This is a genomic window from Microbacterium hanjuni (genome assembly GCF_043556395.1).
Lineage (GTDB): Bacteria > Actinomycetota > Actinomycetes > Actinomycetales > Microbacteriaceae > Microbacterium.
On sequence record NZ_JBIGIK010000002.1, the window covers coordinates 504,918 to 526,185 of the forward strand.

Here is a 21,268-nt window from a genome sequence, read left to right on the forward strand (position 1 = left end):
ATGTGCGGTGGGGAGGGTGGTTTCAGCCGGAGGCTCCTCCCTAACGCACATCTCCTCCCGAAGCGCTCTCCTGCGGGGCGTCGGACGAACCAGCAGGGACGATCGGATGCTGCGGCGAGGCACCCGAGTGCTCGAGGGCCGCGCGCACCAGGTGCGTGATGTCGATGCTGACGATCCGCGGCTGGTCGCTCATGGCGCCGGAGTCTCGGTTATCGAAGGTGTCGCCTCGGGCTGGGCCGCGTCGGTCAGGGTCCCGGCGATCGCCGGCACCCGCGGGAACGGGAAGATCGGGGCGAACGCGGCGTCGACGTTCGGCTCACCGGCGGTCGCGTCGCTGGGAGAGACCTCTCGCAGCGGAAAGACGTTCCACACCGGCTGTCGACCGATCTCCCTCTCCGCCACCGGGGTCGGACCCCCGCCGCCGTAGAAGTAGTAGTCCCATCCCTCGCGCTGACCGTACGTTCCGACGGTGGTGAGAGGACGCCCGTCCTGATCGAAGAGTTGGACGTGATCGATGGGTTCGCCGTTCGCGTCGTACGCGAAGATGTTGCGCACCCGCTGCCCGTCGACCGCGAGTCCCGGGGTCGGCCCGTTCTGCGACATGGCTGCTGAGGACATGACGACCTCCTGAGCGCCGGAGAGAAGTCCGAAGAAGAGGAACGGCAACGCGATCGCGGCGACGATGCTGACGCCGTTGCGGACGAGAACCAGCCACGATGCCGTCGCCCATCGACCGCGTCCCCATTGGATGCTGAGAAGCAGGAGCGCGACCAGGAGGAGCGTCGCGCGAGGGTCCGAGTACAGGGCCCTCGCCCGGTCGACGAGGTCGTTGCCCAGGGGCCGAGGGATTCCGACGAAGATGACGAGCAACATGTACAGCGCGAACGCGCGCGCTATCCACCAGACCGGAACGAGAGAGCCGAGAGTGTCGAGCAGCCAGGCGCCGAAGCGATAGTCGCGGGCGGTCGCGGCGAGGTTGCTGCCGACTGCCGACCACCACGCGCGTACCGATCGGCGCTTCCTCCTGCGCTCCCCGCGCTCCGGCAGTCCGCCGGCCGCACGCAGTTCGGCGGCGTACGCGGCAGCATCCGGCATCTCGAAGGTGTCGCCGGCCTCGGCGGCCTGGTCCGACAGGTCTGCCTCCAGCCCGCCGGTGAGCTCGTCGACGTCATCGTCCGCCAGATCGTCGAGGTGCTCGCGGACGGACGCTGCGAACTGGGCGATCTCCGGGCGGACTGTGGTGACACTCATCGTGCTTCTCCGATCGTGCGCAGCGCGGGTTTCGGTTTCTGGGGGTCGAGGAGGTCGCCCATCACCGCCGAGAAGTGGCTCCAGCTCTCCCGCTGATTCGCGAGCAGCTCGTCGCCGTGGGCGTTGATGGCGTAGTACTTGCGGTGCGGCCCGTCCTCGGACGGGACGACGTAGCTCGACAGCGCCCCGGCGCTGTACAGGCGGCGCAGGGTGCCGTACACCGACGCGTCGCCCACCTCGTCGAGACCCGCCTCGCGCAGCCGTCGCACGATGTCGTAGCCGTATCCGTCGGCGTGCTGAACGACGGCCAGCACCGCAGCATCCAGCACCCCTTTGAGCAATTGCGTGGTGTCCATGGCGCTCCTCTCGAGAGCACGGTACCACGCACTGCGCAGTAGTGTGCGATTCGTTTATGACGGGTTGCCTCCCCGGCATCGGGTGCACTCCGGAGGAGATGTGCGGTGGGGAGGATGCTTTCAGGCTGAGCGCCCTCCCGAAGGCACATCTCCGCCCGAACGCCCGCGCTCCGGCTCCGCCGGCGCACCCCTGGTCGCGGCCGATGCCCGCGCCTAAACTGCTCCCAACGCGCGTGGATGCGCGCGCTCATGGACCGTCGAAGGAGACAACATGACCATCGTCGAAGAAGGCGTCTCGAGCGTTTACGCCGCCCCCGGTGAGCGAGGAGCGCTTGCCGAGTTCCGCCCCCGTTACGGCCACTACATCGGCGGCGAATGGGTGGATCCGATCAAGGGCGAGTACTTCGAAGACATCACCCCGGTCACCGGCAAGCCCTTCACCGAGGTCGGGCGCGGCACGGTCGAAGACATCGATCGCGCGGTCGACGTGGCGTGGAAGGCCTTCGCGACCTGGGGCAAGACGACCCCGGCCGAGCGCAGCATCATCCTCAACAAGATCGCCGATCGCATCGAGGCGAACCTCGAGATGATCGCCGTTGCCGAGACGTGGGAGAACGGCAAGCCCGTGCGCGAGACCCTCGCCGCCGACATCCCGCTCGCCGTCGACCACTTCCGCTACTTCGCGGGGGTGCTTCGCGCCCAGGAGGGCACGCTGAGCCAGCTCGACGAGAACACCGTGGCGTACCACTTCCACGAACCGCTCGGCGTGGTCGGGCAGATCATCCCGTGGAACTTCCCCATCCTCATGGCCACCTGGAAGCTCGCCCCCGCCCTCGCCGCCGGCAACTGCGTCGTGCTGAAGCCGGCCGAGCAGACGCCCGCATCGATCCTGTTCCTGTTCGATCTCATCGGAGACCTGCTGCCGGCGGGTGTCGTCAACATCGTCAACGGATTCGGCATCGAAGCCGGTGCGCCTCTCGCCTCACACAAGGGCATCCGCAAGATCGCGTTCACGGGTGAGACGACCACGGGACGTCTGATCATGCAGTACGCCTCCCAGAACCTCATCCCCGTCACGCTCGAACTCGGCGGGAAGAGCCCCAACGTGTTCTTCGAGGACGTGGCTTTGTCGACCGCCGATCCGTTCTACGACAAGGCCCTCGAGGGGTTCACCCTCTTCGCCCTGAACCAGGGGGAGGTGTGCACCTGCCCCTCGCGCGCGCTCATCCAACGCTCGATCTACGACACGTTCCTCGGCGACGGTCTCGCCCGCGTCGCGAAGGTGAAGCAGGGCAATCCCCTCGACCCCGAGACGATGATCGGCGCGCAGGCGTCGAACGATCAGCTGGAGAAGATCCTGTCGTACATCGACATCGGCAAGGCCGGGGGAGCGAAGCTGCTCACCGGCGGCGAGCGCGTCGACCTCGGCGGTGACCTGTCGGGCGGGTACTACGTCGAGCCCACCGTGTTCGAGGGCACGAATGACATGCGCATCTTCCAGGAGGAGATCTTCGGCCCCGTGCTGTCGGTCACCGCGTTCGACGACTTCGATCAGGGCATCGCGATCGCCAACGACTCGCTGTACGGCCTCGGGGCGGGGGTGTGGAGCCGCAGCGGCGACATCGCCTACAAGGCGGGCCGAGCGATCCAGGCCGGCCGGGTGTGGACGAACACCTACCACCAGTACCCGGCGCACGCCGCGTTCGGGGGGTACAAGCAGTCGGGCATCGGACGCGAGAACCACCTCCGCATGCTCGATCACTACCAGCAGACGAAGAACCTGCTCGCGTCGTACGCAGAAGGCCCGATGGGCTTCTTCTGAGTCGACGGCCGGGACGGGCGCCTCACCCGCGTCCGTCCCGGCATCGATCCGAAGGGATGAGATGACGCAGTTCTCCCGCGTCGAGGTGACCGAGGCGGCAGCATCCCTGCTTCGCGACCTCACGAAACAGCATGGTCCGCTGATGTTCCACCAGTCGGGGGGATGCTGCGACGGCAGCTCGCCGATGTGCTTCCCGGTGGGGATGTTCCTCACGGGTCCGGGTGATGTGCACCTGGGCTCCGTCGATGTCAGCATGCACCCTTCGACGAGCTCAGGGCCGGTATCGATCGGCGCTGAGCCGATCGACCCGATCGAGGTCTATATGTCGGAGTCGCAGTTCGAATACTGGAAGTACACGCACCTGACGATCGACGTCGTGCCCGGTCGCGGTGGGGGTTTCTCGGTCGAGGCGCCCACGGGCATGAGGTTCCTGATCAGGTCCCGGATGCTGGATCAGCCCGAGCTCGAGCACTTCGGCCTCGTGGCCGCCGAGGAATCAGCGCGATAGCAGACTCGCGAAGACGCCCCACCCGCCGAACACCGAGAACAGCCACACGAGGCCGATCCCCCCGAAGACGAGGATCGCCACCCACGGGACGCCGCCCTTCAGGCGCCGACCCGCCGGAGCGACGCCCGGCGGCGGGGTCGTGAGAGGTGCCGGCACGCCGGGAGCCGCCCCCGGGATGCCGGAGGCCGCTCCCCCCGCGCTCGGGGCCAGCGCGCTGTCCAGGTGATCGTCGCGCCACCGCGCCCACTGGGCCATCTTGTCGAGCAGCGCGGCGACCGTGGAGAACAGCCACCCCCACGTGGCGGGGTCGAGAGTGGAGAGATCGCGCTTGGCGTAGAGGAACATCCAGTCGTCGACGATCTCGACGTCGAGCTGCGCGGCGTTGTCGATGAAGCGGGCCATGATGTCGGGCGTGAAGAGGTACAGAGCGTCGCGCTCGTAGCCCTGCGGGCAGAACAGCGCGAAGTACCGGTCGAAGTCGCCCTCGAGGCTGAGCCGCTGGTCGCGGTCGAAGAACATGGGGAGGTTGGAACCGAACAGGGCATTGTTGCCCGTCGCGTCGAGGATGATGTGCGGCAGCGGCACGTCGAGTTTGACCGCGACGTAGCCCCACCGGTGCGTGGTGCGGCTCTTACCCGAGCCGGTGACGTAGCGGTAGTTGCCGAACTCGACGAAGCGGGGCTGCTCGCCGCGCACGAGGTCGCTGGACTCGCGACTGCCGCCCTGGTTGAAGATCATGCCCGGCAGATGGGGGTTCGGCAGGCTGGGAACGAAGCTCATCCCGTTGGCGCGAGCGAAGCGATCCAGGCGCAGCCATCGCACGTTCCCGTTGCGTGAACCGCGGACGATCGCCGTGATGACGACGACGGCGATCACGGTGAAGACGACGAACGGCACAGCCGCGGCGAGGGCACCCGCGCCCCCGCCACCGCCTGAGATCGCTTCGATGATCCCGCCGATCACCGCCAGGAAGGCGCCGCCGCCGATGAGCAGACCGAATCCGCCGACGATGACGACCGCGATGATGCCCGCGATGTTGGTGCTCGGCACGCGGCCCTGCGCCCGCAGCATCCGCGTGAACTCCCGCGTCTCGCGCGGATCGACGGGATCGACGAGGGGACGCCAGTCGAAGCCGACCTGTGGTGTCGTCATGCGGTGCGCTCCATGGCGTCCACGCTACCCACGGCCCGGCCCGACGGAGGGACGGATGCTGCGCCGGAGCTCGTGATCGTCAGGCCGGCCAGTTTCCGCTAGACTTCGAAGGTTGTCTGGCGGTGGGTCTATCCACGTGAGCCCCGATGACGTGCACACACCCTCCTGCTGCCGGGAAATGCCCGGTGGCCGTTCAAGTCCGAAGGAGGTGGGTTAGTGACGCACCAGTACGAACTCATGGTCATCCTCGACCCCGAGGTTGACGAGCGCCAGGTTGGTCCCAACTTGGACAAGTTCCTCAAGGTCATCACGAACGATGGCGGCTCGATCGACAATGTCGATATCTGGGGTCGCCGCCGTTTCGCGTATGAGATCCAGAAGAAGACCGAAGGCATCTACGCCGTCGTGAACTTCACCGCATCCAGCGAAGCCACGCAGGAGCTCGACCGTCAGCTCAAGCTGAACGAGCAGATCCTGCGCACCAAGGTGCTCCGCGCCGAGGAAGCGATCGCTCTGGTCGCCTCCGAGAAGCTGCGCTCCGACGCGAAGGCTGCGCGTAAGGCCGCGATGCCCGAGACCCGGACGGCCAAGAAGGAATCCTGATGGCCGGCGAAACCGTCATCACCGTCGTGGGAAACCTCACGGCCGACCCCGAACTGCGCTACACGCAGAACGGACTCCCGGTGGCGAACTTCACCATCGCGTCGACTCCTCGCACGTTCGACCGTCAGGCGAACGAGTGGAAGGACGGCGAGGCGCTGTTCCTGCGCGCCTCGGTGTGGCGCGAGTTCGCCGAGCACGTGGCCGGTTCGCTGACGAAGGGTGCCCGCGTCATCGCGACCGGTCGCCTGAAGCAGCGTTCCTACCAGGACCGCGAGGGCCAGAACCGCACCTCCATCGAGCTGGAGGTCGACGAGATCGGCCCCTCGCTCCGCTACGCGACGGCTCAGGTCACTCGCGCGGCAAGTGGCAGCGGCGGTGGCGGCAGCGCCGGTGGCGGACAGTCTCGCCCCCAGGTCGCGGCCGACGAGCCGTGGTCGACCCCGGGTTCTTCGTCCGGAGGCAGCACTCCTGCCACCGGCGGAGCCGACGCCTGGTCGACGCCCGGTAACTACGGCGACGACACCCCTTTTTGAGTCGAGACGGATCATCGCGGCGTAGCCGCGTTGACGCGTCTACGACTCAACACTGAGCGAGGAGCGCCGAAGGCGCCCCGAGTCGAAGTGCAGACATTCCGGATGCGGGTCAGTCCCGGCATCCGAAACATTTTCAGAAAGAAGGAAGCATGGCTGGAAAGGCCACCGGCGATCGCCGCAAGCCGCGGAAGGGCGCGAAGAACGCCGCCCCCGCGAAGGCGATCCGCGTCGGCGTCATCGACTACAAGGACGTCGCCACCCTCCGCAAGTTCATCTCGGAGCGCGGGAAGATCCGCGCCCGTCGTATCACCGGTGTTTCGGTGCAGGAGCAGCGTCTGATCGCCCGTGCGATCAAGAACGCTCGCGAAATGGCGCTCCTGCCTTACGCCGGCGCCGGCCGCTAAGGAGCACCATGTCGAAGCTGATTCTCACGAACGAGGTCACCGGGCTCGGTAGTGCCGGTGACGTGGTCGAGGTCAAGGACGGGTACGCCCGTAACTTCCTCATCCCCCAGGGTTTCGCCGTGTCGTGGACCCGTGGTGGCGAGAAGCAGGTGGCGTCGATCCGCGCCGCTCGCGAGTCGCGTGCCATCCACGACCACGAAGAGGCCCTTGCACTCAAGAACACTCTCGAGTCCAACAAGGTGCGCCTCGCCATCAAGGCCGGTAACGAAGGTCGCCTGTTCGGCGCCGTCAAGACCGGTGATGTCGCAGACGCTGTCAAGGCCGCCGGTTTCGGTGACCTCGACAAGCGCAAGATCCAGATCACCTCGCCGATCAAGTCCGTCGGCGAGCACGAGGCGACTGTTCGCCTGCGTGACGACGTGACCGCCGTGATCACCCTTCAGGTGGTCGCTGCGAAGTAGTGGTGCGACCCCGGTCGCTTCGGCGATCGGGCGCGACGGATGCCGCGGGCCCTCATCGGGTCCGCGGCATCCGTCGTTCACTGCGAGCGTCGTCCCTCAGGCGACGCGACGGCGAAACCGCAGCGCAACGGCTCCGAACAGGACGAGCAACGCGCTCACCAGCAGCATCGGCCACCCGATGCCCTGGCCACCGGTGGCAGCGAGCTCACCAGCGGTCAGCGCCGAGACGGAGCCGGTCGCTGCCGGGCTGCCGACGACGGCCAGCGGGAAACCACCGGTGGGGTTCACACCGTCACCGCTCGGTCCCGCCGGCGTGACGGGAACCGTCGGCGTCGTCGGCGTCACCGGCGTCACGGGCGTCGTCGGCGTTACCGGCGTCGTCGGCGTCACGGGCGTCGTCGGGTCGGTCGGGTCGGTGGGATCCGTGGGGTCGACCACCGTGGTCGAGCCCCCCGTCGTGCTATCCCCGATCACGGAGACAGCGTTGCCGCCGAGGGTCACCGGAATCGACACCGGCAGGCCCAGCTGCGATCCCCCAAGAATCGCATCGTCGCCCCCCGTCGTGATGGTCCCCGCACCGGTGGTGGGGGTGATCTCGGTGGTGCTGTCGCTGGTCTCGCTGTCTCCGATTGCGGAGATGGCGTTGCCGGCGACGGTCACCGGGGCGGTGATGGGTGCGAGCACCTGGGTGCCGCCGAGGATGCTGTCGTCTCCGCTGGTGGTTGCGCCGCCGGTGGTGGCGCCTCCGGTGGTGGGGGCGACCTCGGTGGTGCTGTCGCTGGTCTCGCTGTCTCCGATTGCGGAGATGGCGTTACCGGCGACGGTCACCGGGGCGACCACATCGACGAGCGCCTGCGTGCCGCTCGCGATCGCGTCGTCGCCCGAGGTCTCCGGAGCCGCGGTTACCGGTGCTGCCACCGGCGCTGTGGGCGCCGGGGCGCTCTGGGTCGCAGCATCCGACGACTGGCTGTCGCCGAGCACGGAGATGCCGTTACCCGACACCGTGACCGGGACGGAGACGGAGATGACGGCTTGGCTGCCCGAGGCCACCGCGTCGTCACCACTGGTGATGGGGGCGGCTGCCGCCGGAGCGGGGGCCGTCGAGGTGGTGGCGCCGTCGCTGGACGAGTCCCCCACAACCGAGACCGCATTGCCACCGACGGTCACCGGTGCGGCGACCGAGAGCAGTGCTTGGGTGCCGGACAGCAGCCCCTCGTCCCCTGATGTGTCCGCCGCGTTCGCGACGCCTGCTCCGAGGACGACGATGCCGCCCCCGATGACCGCTCCGAGAAGCGCTCGTTTCATGAATGTACGCATGGTCAAAACTCCTGATCGAATATGAGGATTTCGGTGCGGCTCGAGGCGCACCAGGTCGCGTGCCGCGAATGCGCGGCGCGATCGTCCTCAGTCAGGAGCGACGTCGGTGTCGAACACCGGAGCACCCGGGAGGGCGTCATCGGTGTGCACCCGGAAGTACGAGAAGCTGTTGTGGGCCCCGTGGGGCGCAGTCCCGGCCAACGCGGCGCCCAGACCGGGAGCGCCGCCGGATCCACCGACGGAAGCCGGGCTGCCGGGCACGGAGCCGGCGGCTCCCGCCGAGCCCCAAACGGGGGCCTCACCGTCGGTGATGGTGGCTGCGGGGGGTACCCCCGGGATGACCGCTTCTTCCGCGGACAGGCCGGTGGCGTGAGCGGCGGTGAAACGGATCGACGAAGGGCTGCTCGACGGCGTCGATGCCCCGCTCTGCGACGCAACCGGGGCCGCGGGAATCACGACGGATCCGGGCACGATGCCGGCAGGGATACCGCCGATGGGGAAGACCGAGCCGGGAAGTGAAACGGGCGACGGAACCAGAATCTCCGTCACGGCGTCGACTGCGCCGGTGGGGAGCTGGGGAAGCAGGGGGGCCGTGGCCGGTGCGCTGCCGACCAGGTCGGACACGGCGCCGTCGAGGCCGCCGGCGACCGAGTCGAGCGCGGAATCCGCGCCGGTCTCCTCGACGAGCGACCCGAGGACCGGCACTTCCGTCACGACATCCGTGACGGGCGCGACCACGGCGGAGACCAGTCCGGCGTCCGCGACTTCCGCCACGGCGCCGGTCGCTGCGTCGACCGTGGCGGTGGCGACGGTGTCGACGTGGGCGACCGCTTGGTTCACGATCGCGGGGGCCTGAGTGACCACCAGGGCGACGGGGGCCGCGACGGGCTCGGGGATCGGAGCGACGACGGGTGTCGCGACCGGCGCGACCGCCTGGACGGTTCCGGTCAGCACCTCGTCGACGGTGTCCGTGACCCCTCCGACGACGTCGCCGGCGCTGCCCACGACGGAACCGACCGTGCCGAGCAGTCCGGAGCCGTCCTCCTCGGCGGACGCCGAGGAGGACGGAGCGAACAGGGAGAAGACGCACCAGGCGACGCCGAGGAGCAGGGCGAGAAGGGCAACGCGAACGGCACGCTTCCGCGCGGCTTCGATCTCGACATCCATGTCCCACCCCCCCGTTGTCTGTACTCGCGTAACGAAAACGGCCTTGGCCAGGACTATAGACCCGAGGTCTACTCGGAGGGAAGCCCCCGTCTCGGCGGGTGGGGCGGGCGGAAACCCGCGGCTGACGCTCTCGACTTATCCCCCAAGTTGTGCACATGCCACCCCTCCAGGTGGCCAACCTTCAACCCACACTTCAACCGGGGTGGAGGATCGGGTGTGTGGATAAACGAATTCCTGATCAGGCAGCGTTTCCGGCGCGATATCAGATCCTGTGCGTGACGTTGTCCACAGCCGTTGTGCACAGGGTGCGCGGCGTTTCTCGCATTCTCTCCACAGAGTTATCCACAAGCTGGTTTGCGGGTGGTCGAGAGCGTCCCTAGCGTGGGGGCAACCCATCGGGAGTTCCTCGCGGTCGTTCCTCGGTGCTGTGTCGGGGGTCCGTGCTGTCATTTGAGCACGGGGCGCGCAGCATCCTGAAGCCGACCCGACGTGCGGTGCCCACCACCCGAAGGCGTGATCGTCGCGCGTGCGCAACGAAGAACGGAGACCACGTGTCGATTGCCGACATCTCGCAGGATCGCCTCGGCGGCCCCCGTCAGTCCGAGCGCACGCCTCCCCACGATCTTCTTGCCGAGCAGAGTGCCCTGGGCGGGATGCTGCTGTCGAAAGACGCCGTGGCCGACGTCATCGAGGTGCTGCGCGGGGGCGACTTCTACGTCCCGAAGCACGAGCTGATCTTCGAGGCCGTCCTCACCCTGTACTCGCACGGCGAGCCCACCGACGTGGTCGCCGTCACCGACGAACTCATCAAGACCGGCGAGCTGCAACGCGCCGGGGGAGCGGACTACCTCCACACCCTCACTTCGATCGTCCCCACCGCGGCGAACGCGGGTTACTACGCCTCCATCGTGCAGGAGCGTGCGCTGCTGCGCCGCCTCGTCGACGCGGGAACGCGCATCGTGCAGATGGGCTACAGCGGTCAGGGCGATGCCCTCGACCTGGTCAACAGCGCACAGGCCGAGATCTACAACGTCTCCGGCACCGAGACCGCCGAAGACTACGTTCCGTTGACGGTCGCCGTCGATGCGGCCGTGAACGAGATCGAGGCGGCGCGCGGACGCGACGGTCAGATGACCGGCATCCCGACCGGCTTCAGCGGCCTCGACCAGCTGACCAACGGCCTGCACCCGGGCCAGATGATCATCATCGCGGCGCGTCCCGCGATGGGTAAGTCGACCCTCGCGCTCGACTTCGCCCGTTCGGCGGCGGTCAAGCACGACATGCCGACCATCTTCTTCTCGCTGGAAATGGGGCGCAGCGAGATCGCGATGCGCCTCATGAGCGCCGAGGGAGCGATCCCGCTGCAGAGCATGCGCAAGGGAACGCTCGACTCGCGGGATTGGACCACCATCGCCGCCACCCGTGGACGCATCAACGAGGCGCCGCTGTTCATCGACGACAGCCCGAACATGACGCTCGTCGAGATCCGGGCGAAGTGCCGACGGTTGAAGCAGCGCGAGGGCCTCAAGATGGTGGTCATCGACTACCTGCAGCTGATGACGAGCGGCAAGCGCGTCGAGTCGCGCCAGCAGGAGGTCAGCGAGTTCTCGCGGGCACTGAAGCTGCTCGCCAAGGAGTTGCAGGTTCCCGTCGTCGCTCTCTCCCAGCTGAACCGTGGCGCCGAGCAGCGCGCCGACAAGAAGCCGGCGCTCAGCGACCTTCGTGAGTCGGGCTCGATCGAGCAGGACGCCGACATGGTGGTGCTGCTGCACCGTGAGGCCGCCTATGAGAAAGACAGCCCGCGCGCGGGCGAGGCCGACCTCATCGTGGCCAAGCACCGTAACGGCCCCACCGACACGATCACCGTCGCATTCCAGGGCCACTACTCCCGCTTCGCCGACATGGCGCCCGGGATGTAACTCGTTTGCGAACCATTGCCATGACAGGTGCGCTTGGTTGCGGCTTGTGGGGCTTTGTCGCGATCACGCCGATGGCCTGGTCGCGGGACCTCCGACGAGTAGTGAGCGTCGCGATCTGGGTCTTCTGCCGCGTGCTGCCGACCGCCTGCAGAATGCAGTATATTGCATTCTGCAGACGTGAACATGTGCGCACGAGGCTCGACCCACGCGTACACCCCAATCGTCAGGAGACCCGTGTCTGATCAGCGTGCACACGCAATGGATGTCGTGAACGAGCTTTGGGCATCGTCGGTCTTGGCGGCCGCAGTCGCCTCGGCTCTGACGGACTCGGTGGCCCGCACGCCGGCAGAGGCGCTGAGCATCAACCATGAACGCGCAGCTGTGCTGAGGACGATGCCGGAGGTGGAGTCTGTGCTGGCTTCACTCTGGGATGACCGATCGGCCGTGGGTTCCGCGATGGTGAGCGTACTGAGCCAAGGGACTGCCGCTGCAGCAGGGACGACTCGGGTCTGGTCCGATCTGAGCGACGAGGCGATGCGCGCTCAGGGAGAGGCGTCAGCGTTGATGGCGAGGGTCATCATTTCGCGGGTCGCGCCCGCATACGGAGTCCTCCTCCCGGACGGCGAGGCGCGAGTGCTCGATGTGGGCACCGGGGTGGGTGCAATCGCGACGGCGTTGGCGGAGGCGGTGCCCGGCGTTACGGTCACGGGGATCGACATCGACGCGCGTCCGCTGGCGATCGCCGAGGCGCGGCTCGGCGAGCTGGGCGGCGTCGGGGGCCGGGTGCGGCTGCGTCATCAGGATGTGCTGGAGCTCGAGGAGGTCAGCGTCTACGACCTGGCTTGGTTGCCCGTGCCGTTCATCCCGGATGCGATCATCGACCAGGCGATCACAAAGGTGATCACCGCGTTGCGTCCTGGGGGGCTGCTGGTACTCGGGACCATTCCTGGCGCGCAGGAAAAGACGCAACGCACCGCGAACGCCTGGTTGGCAGCGGTTGCGGGCGGGAGCACACTGACGACAGACGACGTGATCGACCGCGTGAGCCAGCGGGGATTCCTCCGTCTGCAGAGATTCGAGTCCGTTCCGGGCGGGCCCATTCTTGTCGCTGCGATCCGCGCCGGCAGCGACGTCGACGCCCGGTAGTTCGTCGATCGCGCGGTCATCCGCACCGCACGGGAGAAGTCGCCGACGGTCATCAGAGAGCGCACGGCTCGATCTCACTTCGGTGTCCCAGCCGGTATCCAGTCTTCTCGGTTGTTGTGCGATTCACTGGAACGATGCGAGCTACGCGGTGGCATCCGATCCGGCTGACCATTACGGTCCTGGTTGCCGGGCTGGCCGTGACGCTGCTCGTGTGGCCCCAGCTGTTCGGAGCTCAGCGCGCCCTCATTGTGTCGCAGGTGGTTGCGTTTCGTGTGCCGACCGCGCTCGCCTTGTGCGTCGGGACCGTGCTGTTCGCAGTGATCGCGTGGAGGAAGGGGTCGTGGGGGATGGCTGCGGGTCTGGCCATCGTTCTCGGGGTGGGGAGCGTCGCCAGCGGTGGCATCCTCCTCGGACGGGGGGCGGCCGGCGGTCAGCCCGTACGAGGTGAGGTGACGGTGGTGGCGTGGAACACGCAGGGCGGGGCGGCGGGTCCGGCCGATGTCGCCCGTCTCGTCCTGGACGTCGGCGCCGACATCGTCAGCCTGCCCGAGATGGACGAACGCGCAGTGGCGGAGGTCGCCCGGATTCTCGCCATGGACGGATACGGGATGGCGGCGTACACGTCGCGCGGCGAGACCGGGTACTCCGAGATCCCTACGTCCGTCTTGATCGCCGACGGTCTGGGCACCTACGAGGTGGATCATGACGCTGGGTCGACACCGGGGCTGCCCAGCGTCGTGCTGCGACCGGTCAACGGCGACGGGCCGACCGTTGTGGCGGCGCATCCGTTCCCCCCGCTGCCGTGGCGGATGGACGCCTGGCGGGCAGGGCTCGAGTGGGTTGCCGACCAGTGCGCTTTCCCGGACGTGATCGTCGCCGGCGACCTGAACGCGACGGTCGACCACCTGTGGGGACTGGGTGAGGGCGTCGGGCTGATCGGGTCCTGTGAGGACGCGTCCGTGAACGCCGGCACGGCTGCGGTCGGCTCCTGGCCCGCCTCCGCACCGCCCTGGCTCGCGTCCCCGATCGATCACGTCCTGACCGGGCCGGCGTGGAGCGTGCGCGCGGCGTTCGTCGTCACGTCGTTCGACGACGCGGGAAGCGATCATCGCCCGATCGTGGCGGTACTCGACGGTCGGTAGCGGGCCGTCGGCCTCCGCGGGTTGCACATGGCTCGCCGCGGGGGGACGCGGCCGTTCAGGACTGCTTCGGCGCCCGGCGATGCGGTGTGGGGAGCGATCGCTGCTCAGGGAAGGTCCAGCCGAGGACGACAGCCACGAGGCGGACGATCGTCGTCACGACGACACAGATGACCGCCGCGAGGGGCACGGAGGTTCCCAGGCCGATGAGCAGGACGAGGACGCCGACCCCCGAGCCGGCGGCGACGGCGTAAAGCCTTCCGACCTGCAGGAAGGAGACCGGCACGCTGAGGACGATGTCGCGGAGCATCCCGCCGCCGATGGCGCCGATCACTCCGACCACCAGCGCTCCGATCGCGCCGACGCCGAGGGAGAGTGCCTTGGTGGCCCCGATCGCACCGAACAGCCCCATGACGACGGCGTCGAGCACGGTGATCAGCCAACCGGCATGGGAGATCAGGGGTTGGAGGACCATGCCGATGAGGGCGGCGGCGCCGGCGACAACCAGGTACCAGTTCATCCAGATCACGGTCGGCGGCTGGTTCAGGACAACGTCGCGCAGCAAGCTACCGCCGAGCGCGACGATCAATCCGATGATGAGCACGCCGAGAACGTCGATGCGCCGGTGTCGGGTGTCGGCTGCGAACAACGCACCTTGAAGGCCTCCGAGGCCCGCAGCGAGCAGTTCTACCCACAGAGCCACCTGAAACGTCGTGACCGGCATCATGTCCTCCTCCCGAGGAAAAGCCGGGGTCAGCTTGTCTTCGCAGGCGAGCTGACCCCGCGCGGGTTGGAAGGCGTCAGCGAGCGCCGGCTTCGGCAACCACCTTGGCCGCGGAGTTCGTGGCCGTGGCGATCACGTCGGCAACGGTGTCCGCCTGCGTGATGAACAGGGCGTGGCTGCCGGGGACGTTGGTGATGTCGGCGCCGACGCGGCCGGCCATGTGCTGCAGCATCGCCTGGTCGAACGCCTTGTCCTCCGTGGCGATGACCGCCCAGCTCGGCTTGTCGCGCCATGCTGCCGCCGTGACTGCTTCGCCGAAGACGGCCATGTTCACCGGCACCTGGCTGTCGGCGAGGAAGGCGGCGTCAGCGTCGCTCGCGTCGGCGGCGAATCCCGAGTGGAAAGCGTCGCGGTTGAGGCGGCCGTACCCGTCATCGCCGATGTCGATCACGAATTCGGGGGTCGGCGCGAAGCCCTCGTACTGCTGCCCGCTGGTCTCCCCGACGTCCGGGATGAGGGCAGACACGTAGACCAGGCCGGCGACCTTCGGGTGTACACCCGCTTCCGTGATCACAGTGCCGCCCCACGAGTGGCCGACGAGGATGGCCGGGCCGTCTTGGGTGTCCAGGACGCGGTTCGTCGCCGCGACATCGTCGGCGAAAGAGGTGAGCGGGTTCTGCACGATCGAGACGCGGTAGCCGCGAGCGGTAAGCAGCTCGTAGACCCGGCGCCAGCCGGACCCGTCCGCGAACGCCCCGTGCACGAGAACGACATTCTTGATCTCTCCGATGGTGGTCATGACTCTTCCTTCCTGAATCGGCTCCGAACGAGCCGGGCGGTTTGTTGTGAAGTAGAACATCAGCGATACGCAATATATTGCACGCAGGATTCAGGAAGCAACAGGAGTGTCGATTTGCGTTCCGCGCGGAAAGGGTGCGCAATATATTGCATGCCGATTCCTCAGAAAGCCGTAGGTCTGGACCGTTCACTCCTGCGCGACGACGTCTTCCGCCGGCTGCGCGATGCCATCGTCGACTGCACGTTCTTGCCTGGCGAGCAGCTGAAGGACGCGGAACTCGCCGAATGGCTCGGGGTGAGTCGGACGCCGGTGCGCGAAGCGCTGCTCCGGCTAGGGGCGAGCGGGCTGGTGGTTGCCAAGCCCGGCCGTTCCACAACGGTGAGCGCCATCGACCCGAAGGCCGTTCGCGATGCCCGGGACGTTGTCGCTGCCATGCACATGCTGGCTGTCCGGACGATGGCAGGAAATGCCACCGACGCCGAACTCGACCGCATGAAGGAGGCGAATGGCCGCTTCGCCCAGGCGCTGAGCGCGGGCGACCTCGGCGCGGCGATGGACGCAGACGAAGCGTTTCATCGGGTGCCGGTGACCGTGCTCGGCAACGATGCCGTCGCGTCCGTCCTCGACCACTTCGGGCCCGTCGTGCGTCGTGCCGAGCGGGCCCGCTTCGCCGCGGACGGCCAGGCATCCTTCGAGCGGCACGAACGACTCATCGCTTCGCTGATCGACGGCGATGTCGAAGGGGCATCCGGTTTGACCTTCGAGACCTGGCACACCCTGTCCGTCGACGGTGATTCGTCGCCTGAGCAGACTCCTGATGCGAGTCCGAGGATGTAGACGGGCACCTGCGATCCGGCGCAGATCGACACGAGGTCTTCGGTGCTGACGGACGTGAAGGCGGCGGCGGCCAGACCGACGACGATGATCGCGCCGGGGACGGTCAGGGCGCCCATCCGATCGAGCCGCGGGCCGGTTTCTCGAGTCGGGGCCCGCGCTGGTGCGGGCCCAATGGACAAGTCGGGCCGTTCCCTACATCTGAGTTCCGTACAGGGCATGTTCCGTCGACGGGACCGACGCGCGCGTATCCGTGCTCATAGGTGCCAGAGGCGACAAGCGCCGCGCACGCTCAGCGGATCTCGTCCTGCTCACCTCGCGCCAGCTCGGCCAAGGCCGCGACCAGCACGTCGCCCACGATCGGTGAGCCCGTCGCCGAGTCGAGCACGCGGCGATTGCTCGCAGGGAGGAATCCGCGGCGCGTAGCGTCCACCACGATCTCCCGCACCGCCTCCTGTCGACCAGCAGGAAGTTGACCGATCAGGCGGTCCACGCTCGCCAGAGTTTCTCGTTCCATCATCGTCCTTCCCCGACAACCGGCCCGTATCCCTGCGAGCGTACCCACCCATTGACGTCGTCACCGAGAGACAGGCGACTGCGTCAGCGGACGATCACAACGAACAGCCCGGGTCGCGTGGTCACCGCACCGTTCCCTGTGAGACATTTACCGGCATGGCATCTCGAATCTCCCTCCTCTCGGGCGCCACGCCCATCGAGCGGGCGCCTCGCCTCGCCGAAGCCCTGGGTATCGCGGCAGACCGGTTCTGGATCAAGCGCGATGACCTGATCGGCCTCGGCGGCGGCGGCAACAAGGTACGCAAGCTGCAGTACAGCCTGCGTCGCGCTCTCGATGCCCACGCGCGCGCTCTCGTCACCACGGGCGCACCGCAGAGCAACCATGCGCGGCTGACGGCGGCGGCGGGGGCGCGACTGGGCGTGGACGTGGTCCTGGTCCTGACGGGTGCCCCGGCGCCGATCACCGGGAACGTCCTGCTCGATTCCCTCTTCGGCGCGTCGATCGTCTGGGCCGAGGGCGAGGACGCCGAAGCCCGCGCAGACGACGTCACATCCCAGCTCGAGCGCGACGGCCGGCAGCCGTTCCGCATCCCGTTCGGCGGATCGGACAGCCACAGTGCGCAGGGATACACGGATGCCGCAGACGAAATCATCGAGCAGATCGGTGAGTTCGATCAGATCGTCACGGCGGTCGGTTCCGGCGGCACGATGGCCGGTCTTGTCAGCCGGCTGGGCCCGCACTCCGTGGTCGGGGTGCACTGCGGTGCCGTCGATGATCCACGCTCGACGGTCACCGGACTTCTCGCCGGAATGCCGGGCGCAGCAGTCGACCCCTCGAGCCTGCGAATCGACCTCGACCAGGTGGGAGAGGGGTACGAGCACCTCACTCCGGCCGCGCGTCAGGCGATGGAGCTGTTCGCCCGTACCGAGGGGGTCGTGCTCGACCCCACCTACACGGCTCGCGCCGCTGCGGGTCTGATCACCGGCCTGGCCGACGGCACGATCGGCGCGAACGAACGCACCGTGTTCCTCCACTCGGGGGGGTTGCCCAGCGTCTTCGCACATGAGGGCGTCGCCGGCATCCGCTTCTGAGACGACGTTCGCCGCCGACAGCGATCGGGGTATCGGCAGCTCAGTCCCCGCGCGTCGTCGTCGACGGCGAGAGGTCGTTCGTATGACCGAGCAAGGTGTCGAGCACGTCGTTCAGGTTCCGCACCTGGGCGTCGGTCAAAGCATCCGCGAACCATCTCTTCGCCGCGCGCAGGTGGGGCCCGATCGCTCGGCGGTACGCCGTCTGGCCGGCAGCGGTCGGGATGATCAAGGTCGCCCGGCCGTCCGATCCGTCGCCCTTCTTCATGGCGACCAGCCCGCGCTTCTCCAGCCGTCGCAGCTGGTGGGACAACCGGCTCGAATCCCATCCGATGCTGCGGGCGCACTCCGACGGGCGCACGCCGGTGCTGTTCTCACCCTGCAGGTGGGCGAGCACGCTGAACTCCGCGTCGGAGAGCTGTGCGTCGTCCCACAGTTCGCGCCCCACTTCACGGTGCAGCACCTCGGCGACGGTCTGAAAGTTCTCCCACGCCCGGAGTTCCTCGGCCGACATTCTCGCTGACACGTCACTGACTTTACGCCCCTAGGCCCTCGCGGGCAGACGATAATGAGCCGGTGAGCGAGCCCGACTTCGACGAGACGAACGCCGCGGCGCCGACGCCGGCGTTCGAGAAGCTCCCCCCTCAGCTGCTGAGCCGATTCGCCGACTACGGCGTCATCGAAGACACGACGGAAGGGGACATCCTCTTCCAGGCCGGCCGCGACCGACAGCAGCTGTACGTGGTGCAGGACGGCGTGGTCGAGATGCTGCGCTACGAACCGGGCGCCGACTCCGCCGCGGTCGTCGTGCGCTACGGCGCGGGAGACGTCGTCGGCGAGCTCGCCCTGCTGACCGGGCAGACATCGTTCGTCACCGCTCGCGTCGCCGAGGCCGGTCGAGTGCGGCGCGTGGACGCGAGCGAGTTCCGTCGCCTGATGAACAGCGAGACGGAGCTCTCCGACGAGTTGCTGCGCGTACTGTCCGCCCGACGCGACGTGCTGTCCACCGGTGCCGTCGCCAAGACCATCGAGATCATCGGCGACGCCCACTCCGGTGGCTCGCTGGCGTTGCGCACCTACGCCGCCCGCCATCGGATCCCGCACGTCTGGCTCGAGGCCGGAACGCCCGAGGCCGAGACCCGGCTGGAAGAGGCCGGGCTGACGGGCGCCGACCTGCCGCTGGTCTACAGCGCGAAGGGGATCTTCCCCCGCACCACTCCGGGCGAGCTGGCGTACGTGCTGGGCCTCACCTACCCCGCCGACGCCCGCGACGTCGATCTCGTCGTCATCGGCGCCGGTCCCGGCGGTATGGCGGCGGCCGTGTACGGAGCCTCGGAGGGACTCGACACGATCGTGCTCGATTCCACGGGTGTCGGGGGCCAGGCCGCCGCCAGTTCGCGCATCGAGAACTATCTCGGGTTCCCCTCGGGGATCAGCGGCGCGGAACTGTTGGAGAACTCCGCCCTGCAGGCCGAGAAGTTCGGCGCGCAGATCTATGCGCCGTGCACGGTGGCGGGCCTCGACGTGAGCACCGGCGCGGTCGTGCTCTCGCTCTCGGACGGAACCCGCATGACGCCGCGGGCGACGGTGATCGCCACCGGCGCGCGGTATCGGGCCCTTCCGCTCGAGCGCTGGTCGGAGTTCGAGGCGACGAGCATCTACTACGCGGCGACCGACATCGAAGTGCGCGAGGTCGCCGGCGAGGCCGTCGTCGTCGTCGGCGGCGCGAACTCCGCGGGCCAGGCGGCACTGCACCTCGCCGCTTCCGGTAACGAGGTCACCCTCATCAGCCGCAGCCCGCTGCGCAAGAGCATGTCGAGCTACCTCGCCGACCGACTCGCTTCGCATCCGTCGATCACCGTCGAGGAGGGTGCGCAGGTCTCGAAACTGCACGGGGGATCGACGCTGAGCGCGGTCGACGTCACGAACGGCGAGGGCACGCGGATGCTGGCCTGCCGGGGCCTGTTCTGTTTCGCCGGCGCCCAGCCCGAGACCCTGTGGGAGTCGGTGGTGGAGACCGATGCCAAGGGCTTCATCCTCACCGACAACGACCTGGCCGACTACGTCTCCTCACCCGAAGGCGGCGGGACGTGGGGCGCGCTGGGCAGAACCCCGCTCGCTTTCGAAACCAGCATCCCCACCGTCTTCGCCGTCGGCGACGCGCGGCGCGGGTCGATGAAACGCGTCGCAGCGGCCGTCGGCGAAGGGGCCAGCGCCGTGCATTCCGTGCACCGCGCGCTGGGGGGCGCGAGCTAGGGGCGCGCAGTCACGTCGAAGTTCTGGGTGAAGATCCCCTCGGGGTCCCAGATCGCCTTCAGGTCGCGCAAGCGGGCGAGGGTACGGGGCGGGAACGCGTCTTCGACGTGTCGCGGCGCGTGGTCGGACTCGAAGCTCAGGTACATCCCGTCCATGAGCGCGAACGCCGGTTCCCAGGCTGCGTCGAAGGCCGCCCGCGCACCCACACTGATCGCCGTCACCGAGAAGTTCTGGTGACGGTGCGCGTACGCCGTGGCGTCTTCGGGCACATCGTTGATCGCTCCGCCGGCGGAACGGATCTGCAGCATCTGCACGGCGCCGCCGGACATCATCGTGGCCAGGCGGCGGGACAGCGCGCGGTCGAGGTGGTCGACCAGGCCGGTGTGGGTCAGCGCGCGCTGTTGACCGGAGTGTGGAGCGTCGGTGGTGAGGGGCACATCCGCGTAGGCGGTGACCTGCGCCCGTTGGCCGACGACTCCCGGAAGGGAGGCGAACGGCTCGAGCGCGCGGGTCGCCGCCGCCGTGTCGGTGCCGGCGTAGACCACCGTCGCCTGCGCGAAGGGCTGCGCACCACCCCCCAGATAGAGGAACGCCGAGATCTCGCGTGGCGACGCCTCCACGGTCGCACCCCACGTCTCGAGGAAGCCGGCGAGGTTGGGCACTGCGAAGGCGAACTGCGCCTGCACGACGTCGGCCGAGGTGGAAGCGGTGAACTCGAAAGAGGTGACGATGCCGAAGTTCGCGCCCGCGCCGCGGATAGCCCAGAACAGATCGGGGTTCTCGTGTGCCGACACGGTTCGGATGATGCCGTCGGCGGTGAGGATCTCCGCGCGCACGAGGGAGTCGATCGTGAGGCCGTGCGCCCGTCCCATCAGGCCGATCCCGCCGGTCGTCGCCAGGCCGCCGACGCCGACGTCGCCGGAATCCCCAGAACTGATCGCCAGACCCCACGGGTGCAACGCCCGCGCCACGTGCCCCCAGTGGGCACCGGGCCCGAGGCGAACGGTGCGGGCATCGAGGCGGTCTATCGACGCGAGCGCGCCGAGATCGATGACGGTGCCCCCGTCATTCGTGGCGATGCTGCTGATGCCATGTCCGCCGCTGCGCACCGCGAAGGGGGATCCCGCATCGCGCGCGAACGCCAAAGCTTCGATCACCTCCTCGGGCGAGGTGGGACGCACGACGGCGCCGGGGGAGCCGGTGGCTCCGTAGACGTGACGCACCCGCGCGTAGCGGGCGTCGCCGGGGCGGATCACCTCGAGCAAAGGGTGC

Annotated in this window: 23 protein-coding genes; 12 read left to right on the plus strand and 11 right to left on the minus strand. The window is 68.2% G+C overall.

What is annotated here, in order from left to right; translation table 11 throughout:
* Positions 1–40 precede the first annotated feature (40 nt).
* Genes ACFXP5_RS10100 through ACFXP5_RS10110 form a run of 3 tightly spaced genes read right to left on the minus strand, consistent with a single transcriptional unit; the run spans position 41 to position 1,607 of the window.
* Complete coding sequence (locus ACFXP5_RS10100; protein WP_394544523.1) at positions 41–193, minus strand: hypothetical protein; 153 nt, start codon at positions 191–193, stop codon at positions 41–43.
* Complete coding sequence (locus ACFXP5_RS10105; protein WP_394544524.1) at positions 190–1,251, minus strand: hypothetical protein; 1,062 nt, start codon at positions 1,249–1,251, stop codon at positions 190–192. The genes ACFXP5_RS10100 and ACFXP5_RS10105 overlap by 4 nt, the downstream gene beginning before the upstream one ends.
* Entirely contained in the window at positions 1,248–1,607 is a 360-nt protein-coding gene (locus ACFXP5_RS10110) for a PadR family transcriptional regulator (RefSeq protein WP_394528150.1), read from the minus strand. The genes ACFXP5_RS10105 and ACFXP5_RS10110 overlap by 4 nt, the downstream gene beginning before the upstream one ends.
* A gap of 271 nt (positions 1,608–1,878) precedes the next feature.
* Here ACFXP5_RS10110 and exaC point away from each other — a divergent pair, with 271 nt between their 5' ends.
* Entirely contained in the window at positions 1,879–3,429 is a 1,551-nt protein-coding gene (gene exaC / locus ACFXP5_RS10115; RefSeq protein ID WP_394544525.1) for an acetaldehyde dehydrogenase ExaC, read from the plus strand.
* 61 nt (positions 3,430–3,490) lie between these two features.
* The gene (locus ACFXP5_RS10120; RefSeq protein WP_394544526.1) at positions 3,491–3,937 is read left to right on the plus strand and encodes a DUF779 domain-containing protein; all 447 of its coding nucleotides are present in this window, start codon (positions 3,491–3,493) and stop codon (positions 3,935–3,937) included.
* Here ACFXP5_RS10120 and ACFXP5_RS10125 read toward each other — a convergent pair.
* The gene (locus ACFXP5_RS10125; protein WP_394544527.1) at positions 3,926–5,089 is read right to left on the minus strand and encodes a hypothetical protein; all 1,164 of its coding nucleotides are present in this window, start codon (positions 5,087–5,089) and stop codon (positions 3,926–3,928) included. The genes ACFXP5_RS10120 and ACFXP5_RS10125 overlap by 12 nt on opposite strands.
* Before the next feature lie 216 nt (positions 5,090–5,305).
* Between ACFXP5_RS10125 and rpsF the strand changes: the two genes are divergently transcribed.
* The 4 genes from rpsF (at position 5,306) to rplI (ending at position 7,090) form a co-directional block, all read left to right on the plus strand.
* A complete protein-coding gene (gene rpsF / locus ACFXP5_RS10130; protein ID WP_394528154.1) occupies positions 5,306–5,692 on the plus strand; it encodes a 30S ribosomal protein S6 in 387 nt (128 codons plus the stop codon).
* Positions 5,692–6,225 (plus strand): single-stranded DNA-binding protein, encoded by a 534-nt coding sequence (locus tag ACFXP5_RS10135; protein ID WP_394528155.1) that lies wholly within the window; start codon positions 5,692–5,694, stop codon positions 6,223–6,225. Before rpsF ends, ACFXP5_RS10135 begins: the two co-directional genes overlap by 1 nt.
* Positions 6,226–6,374: 149 nt before the next feature.
* On the plus strand, positions 6,375–6,629 hold the full coding sequence (rpsR, locus tag ACFXP5_RS10140) for a 30S ribosomal protein S18 (protein WP_013584646.1): 255 nt from the start codon (positions 6,375–6,377) through the stop codon (positions 6,627–6,629).
* An 8-nt stretch (positions 6,630–6,637) separates the two neighbouring features.
* Positions 6,638–7,090 (plus strand): 50S ribosomal protein L9, encoded by a 453-nt coding sequence (rplI, locus tag ACFXP5_RS10145; RefSeq protein ID WP_394528156.1) that lies wholly within the window; start codon positions 6,638–6,640, stop codon positions 7,088–7,090.
* Between the two features lie 96 nt (positions 7,091–7,186).
* Here the strand turns inward: rplI and ACFXP5_RS10150 are convergent, their stop codons facing one another.
* Both ACFXP5_RS10150 and ACFXP5_RS10155 read right to left on the minus strand, forming a co-directional pair.
* Positions 7,187–8,395, minus strand: coding sequence for a hypothetical protein (locus ACFXP5_RS10150; RefSeq protein ID WP_394544528.1), 1,209 nt, complete (start codon positions 8,393–8,395; stop codon positions 7,187–7,189).
* A gap of 99 nt (positions 8,396–8,494) precedes the next feature.
* Positions 8,495–9,574, minus strand: coding sequence for a hypothetical protein (locus ACFXP5_RS10155; protein WP_394544529.1), 1,080 nt, complete (start codon positions 9,572–9,574; stop codon positions 8,495–8,497).
* Between the two features lie 551 nt (positions 9,575–10,125).
* Here ACFXP5_RS10155 and dnaB point away from each other — a divergent pair.
* The 3 genes from dnaB (at position 10,126) to ACFXP5_RS10170 (ending at position 13,781) form a co-directional block, all read left to right on the plus strand.
* Complete coding sequence (gene dnaB, locus ACFXP5_RS10160; RefSeq protein ID WP_394528159.1) at positions 10,126–11,493, plus strand: replicative DNA helicase; 1,368 nt, start codon at positions 10,126–10,128, stop codon at positions 11,491–11,493.
* Between the two features lie 258 nt (positions 11,494–11,751).
* Positions 11,752–12,639, plus strand: coding sequence for an SAM-dependent methyltransferase (locus tag ACFXP5_RS10165; RefSeq protein WP_394544531.1), 888 nt, complete (start codon positions 11,752–11,754; stop codon positions 12,637–12,639).
* Positions 12,640–12,773: 134 nt separating this feature from the next.
* Entirely contained in the window at positions 12,774–13,781 is a 1,008-nt protein-coding gene (locus ACFXP5_RS10170) for an endonuclease/exonuclease/phosphatase family protein (RefSeq protein ID WP_394544532.1), read from the plus strand.
* A gap of 55 nt (positions 13,782–13,836) precedes the next feature.
* On the opposite strand, the gene ACFXP5_RS10175 is transcribed toward ACFXP5_RS10170, so the two are convergent.
* Both ACFXP5_RS10175 and ACFXP5_RS10180 read right to left on the minus strand, forming a co-directional pair.
* A complete protein-coding gene (locus tag ACFXP5_RS10175) occupies positions 13,837–14,502 on the minus strand; it encodes a trimeric intracellular cation channel family protein (RefSeq protein ID WP_394544533.1) in 666 nt (221 codons plus the stop codon).
* Positions 14,503–14,578: 76 nt separating this feature from the next.
* Positions 14,579–15,301: an alpha/beta fold hydrolase gene (locus ACFXP5_RS10180; protein ID WP_394544534.1), complete on the minus strand. Its 723-nt coding sequence runs from the start codon at positions 15,299–15,301 to the stop codon at positions 14,579–14,581.
* A gap of 150 nt (positions 15,302–15,451) precedes the next feature.
* Between ACFXP5_RS10180 and ACFXP5_RS10185 the strand changes: the two genes are divergently transcribed.
* Complete coding sequence (locus tag ACFXP5_RS10185) at positions 15,452–16,138, plus strand: GntR family transcriptional regulator (RefSeq protein WP_394544535.1); 687 nt, start codon at positions 15,452–15,454, stop codon at positions 16,136–16,138.
* A 289-nt stretch (positions 16,139–16,427) separates the two neighbouring features.
* Here ACFXP5_RS10185 and ACFXP5_RS10190 read toward each other — a convergent pair whose 3' ends face one another.
* Positions 16,428–16,652, minus strand: a complete 225-nt coding sequence (locus tag ACFXP5_RS10190) for a hypothetical protein (RefSeq protein WP_394544536.1) — start codon at positions 16,650–16,652, stop codon at positions 16,428–16,430.
* Positions 16,653–16,807: 155 nt separating this feature from the next.
* Here ACFXP5_RS10190 and ACFXP5_RS10195 point away from each other — a divergent pair, with 155 nt between their 5' ends.
* Positions 16,808–17,743 carry a D-cysteine desulfhydrase family protein gene (locus ACFXP5_RS10195; RefSeq protein ID WP_394544537.1) on the plus strand — a complete coding sequence of 312 codons (936 nt, stop codon included), beginning with the start codon at positions 16,808–16,810 and terminating at the stop codon, positions 17,741–17,743.
* Between the two features lie 40 nt (positions 17,744–17,783).
* Here ACFXP5_RS10195 and ACFXP5_RS10200 read toward each other — a convergent pair whose 3' ends face one another.
* The gene (locus ACFXP5_RS10200; protein ID WP_394544538.1) at positions 17,784–18,266 is read right to left on the minus strand and encodes a MarR family winged helix-turn-helix transcriptional regulator; all 483 of its coding nucleotides are present in this window, start codon (positions 18,264–18,266) and stop codon (positions 17,784–17,786) included.
* 50 nt (positions 18,267–18,316) lie between these two features.
* On the opposite strand from ACFXP5_RS10200, the gene ACFXP5_RS10205 reads away from it, so the two are divergent.
* A complete protein-coding gene (locus ACFXP5_RS10205; protein ID WP_394544539.1) occupies positions 18,317–19,996 on the plus strand; it encodes an FAD-dependent oxidoreductase in 1,680 nt (559 codons plus the stop codon).
* Here the strand turns inward: ACFXP5_RS10205 and ACFXP5_RS10210 are convergent.
* Positions 19,993–21,252 (minus strand): FAD-binding oxidoreductase, encoded by a 1,260-nt coding sequence (locus ACFXP5_RS10210; RefSeq protein WP_394544821.1) that lies wholly within the window; start codon positions 21,250–21,252, stop codon positions 19,993–19,995. The two genes, ACFXP5_RS10205 and ACFXP5_RS10210, sit on opposite strands and share 4 nt — an antisense overlap.
* Between the last annotated feature and the right edge of the window lie 16 nt (positions 21,253–21,268).

Bases quoted from the DNA above. Each gene is read 5' to 3' on its own strand.
- ACFXP5_RS10100 (WP_394544523.1), bottom strand. From the start codon at position 193: ATGAGCGACCAGCCGCGGATCGTCAGCATCGACATCACGCACCTGGTG.
- ACFXP5_RS10105 (WP_394544524.1), bottom strand. From the start codon at position 1,251: ATGAGTGTCACCACAGTCCGCCCGGAGATCGCCCAGTTCGCAGCGTCC.
- ACFXP5_RS10110 (WP_394528150.1), bottom strand. From the start codon at position 1,607: ATGGACACCACGCAATTGCTCAAAGGGGTGCTGGATGCTGCGGTGCTG.
- exaC (WP_394544525.1), top strand. From the start codon at position 1,879: ATGACCATCGTCGAAGAAGGCGTCTCGAGCGTTTACGCCGCCCCCGGT.
- ACFXP5_RS10120 (WP_394544526.1), top strand. From the start codon at position 3,491: ATGACGCAGTTCTCCCGCGTCGAGGTGACCGAGGCGGCAGCATCCCTG.
- ACFXP5_RS10125 (WP_394544527.1), bottom strand. From the start codon at position 5,089: ATGACGACACCACAGGTCGGCTTCGACTGGCGTCCCCTCGTCGATCCC.
- ACFXP5_RS10135 (WP_394528155.1), top strand. From the start codon at position 5,692: ATGGCCGGCGAAACCGTCATCACCGTCGTGGGAAACCTCACGGCCGAC.
- rpsR (WP_013584646.1), top strand. From the start codon at position 6,375: ATGGCTGGAAAGGCCACCGGCGATCGCCGCAAGCCGCGGAAGGGCGCG.
- rplI (WP_394528156.1), top strand. From the start codon at position 6,638: ATGTCGAAGCTGATTCTCACGAACGAGGTCACCGGGCTCGGTAGTGCC.
- ACFXP5_RS10150 (WP_394544528.1), bottom strand. From the start codon at position 8,395: ATGAAACGAGCGCTTCTCGGAGCGGTCATCGGGGGCGGCATCGTCGTC.
- ACFXP5_RS10155 (WP_394544529.1), bottom strand. From the start codon at position 9,574: ATGGATGTCGAGATCGAAGCCGCGCGGAAGCGTGCCGTTCGCGTTGCC.
- ACFXP5_RS10165 (WP_394544531.1), top strand. From the start codon at position 11,752: ATGGATGTCGTGAACGAGCTTTGGGCATCGTCGGTCTTGGCGGCCGCA.
- ACFXP5_RS10170 (WP_394544532.1), top strand. From the start codon at position 12,774: ATGCGAGCTACGCGGTGGCATCCGATCCGGCTGACCATTACGGTCCTG.
- ACFXP5_RS10175 (WP_394544533.1), bottom strand. From the start codon at position 14,502: ATGCCGGTCACGACGTTTCAGGTGGCTCTGTGGGTAGAACTGCTCGCT.
- ACFXP5_RS10180 (WP_394544534.1), bottom strand. From the start codon at position 15,301: ATGACCACCATCGGAGAGATCAAGAATGTCGTTCTCGTGCACGGGGCG.
- ACFXP5_RS10185 (WP_394544535.1), top strand. From the start codon at position 15,452: ATGCCGATTCCTCAGAAAGCCGTAGGTCTGGACCGTTCACTCCTGCGC.
- ACFXP5_RS10190 (WP_394544536.1), bottom strand. From the start codon at position 16,652: ATGGAACGAGAAACTCTGGCGAGCGTGGACCGCCTGATCGGTCAACTT.
- ACFXP5_RS10195 (WP_394544537.1), top strand. From the start codon at position 16,808: ATGGCATCTCGAATCTCCCTCCTCTCGGGCGCCACGCCCATCGAGCGG.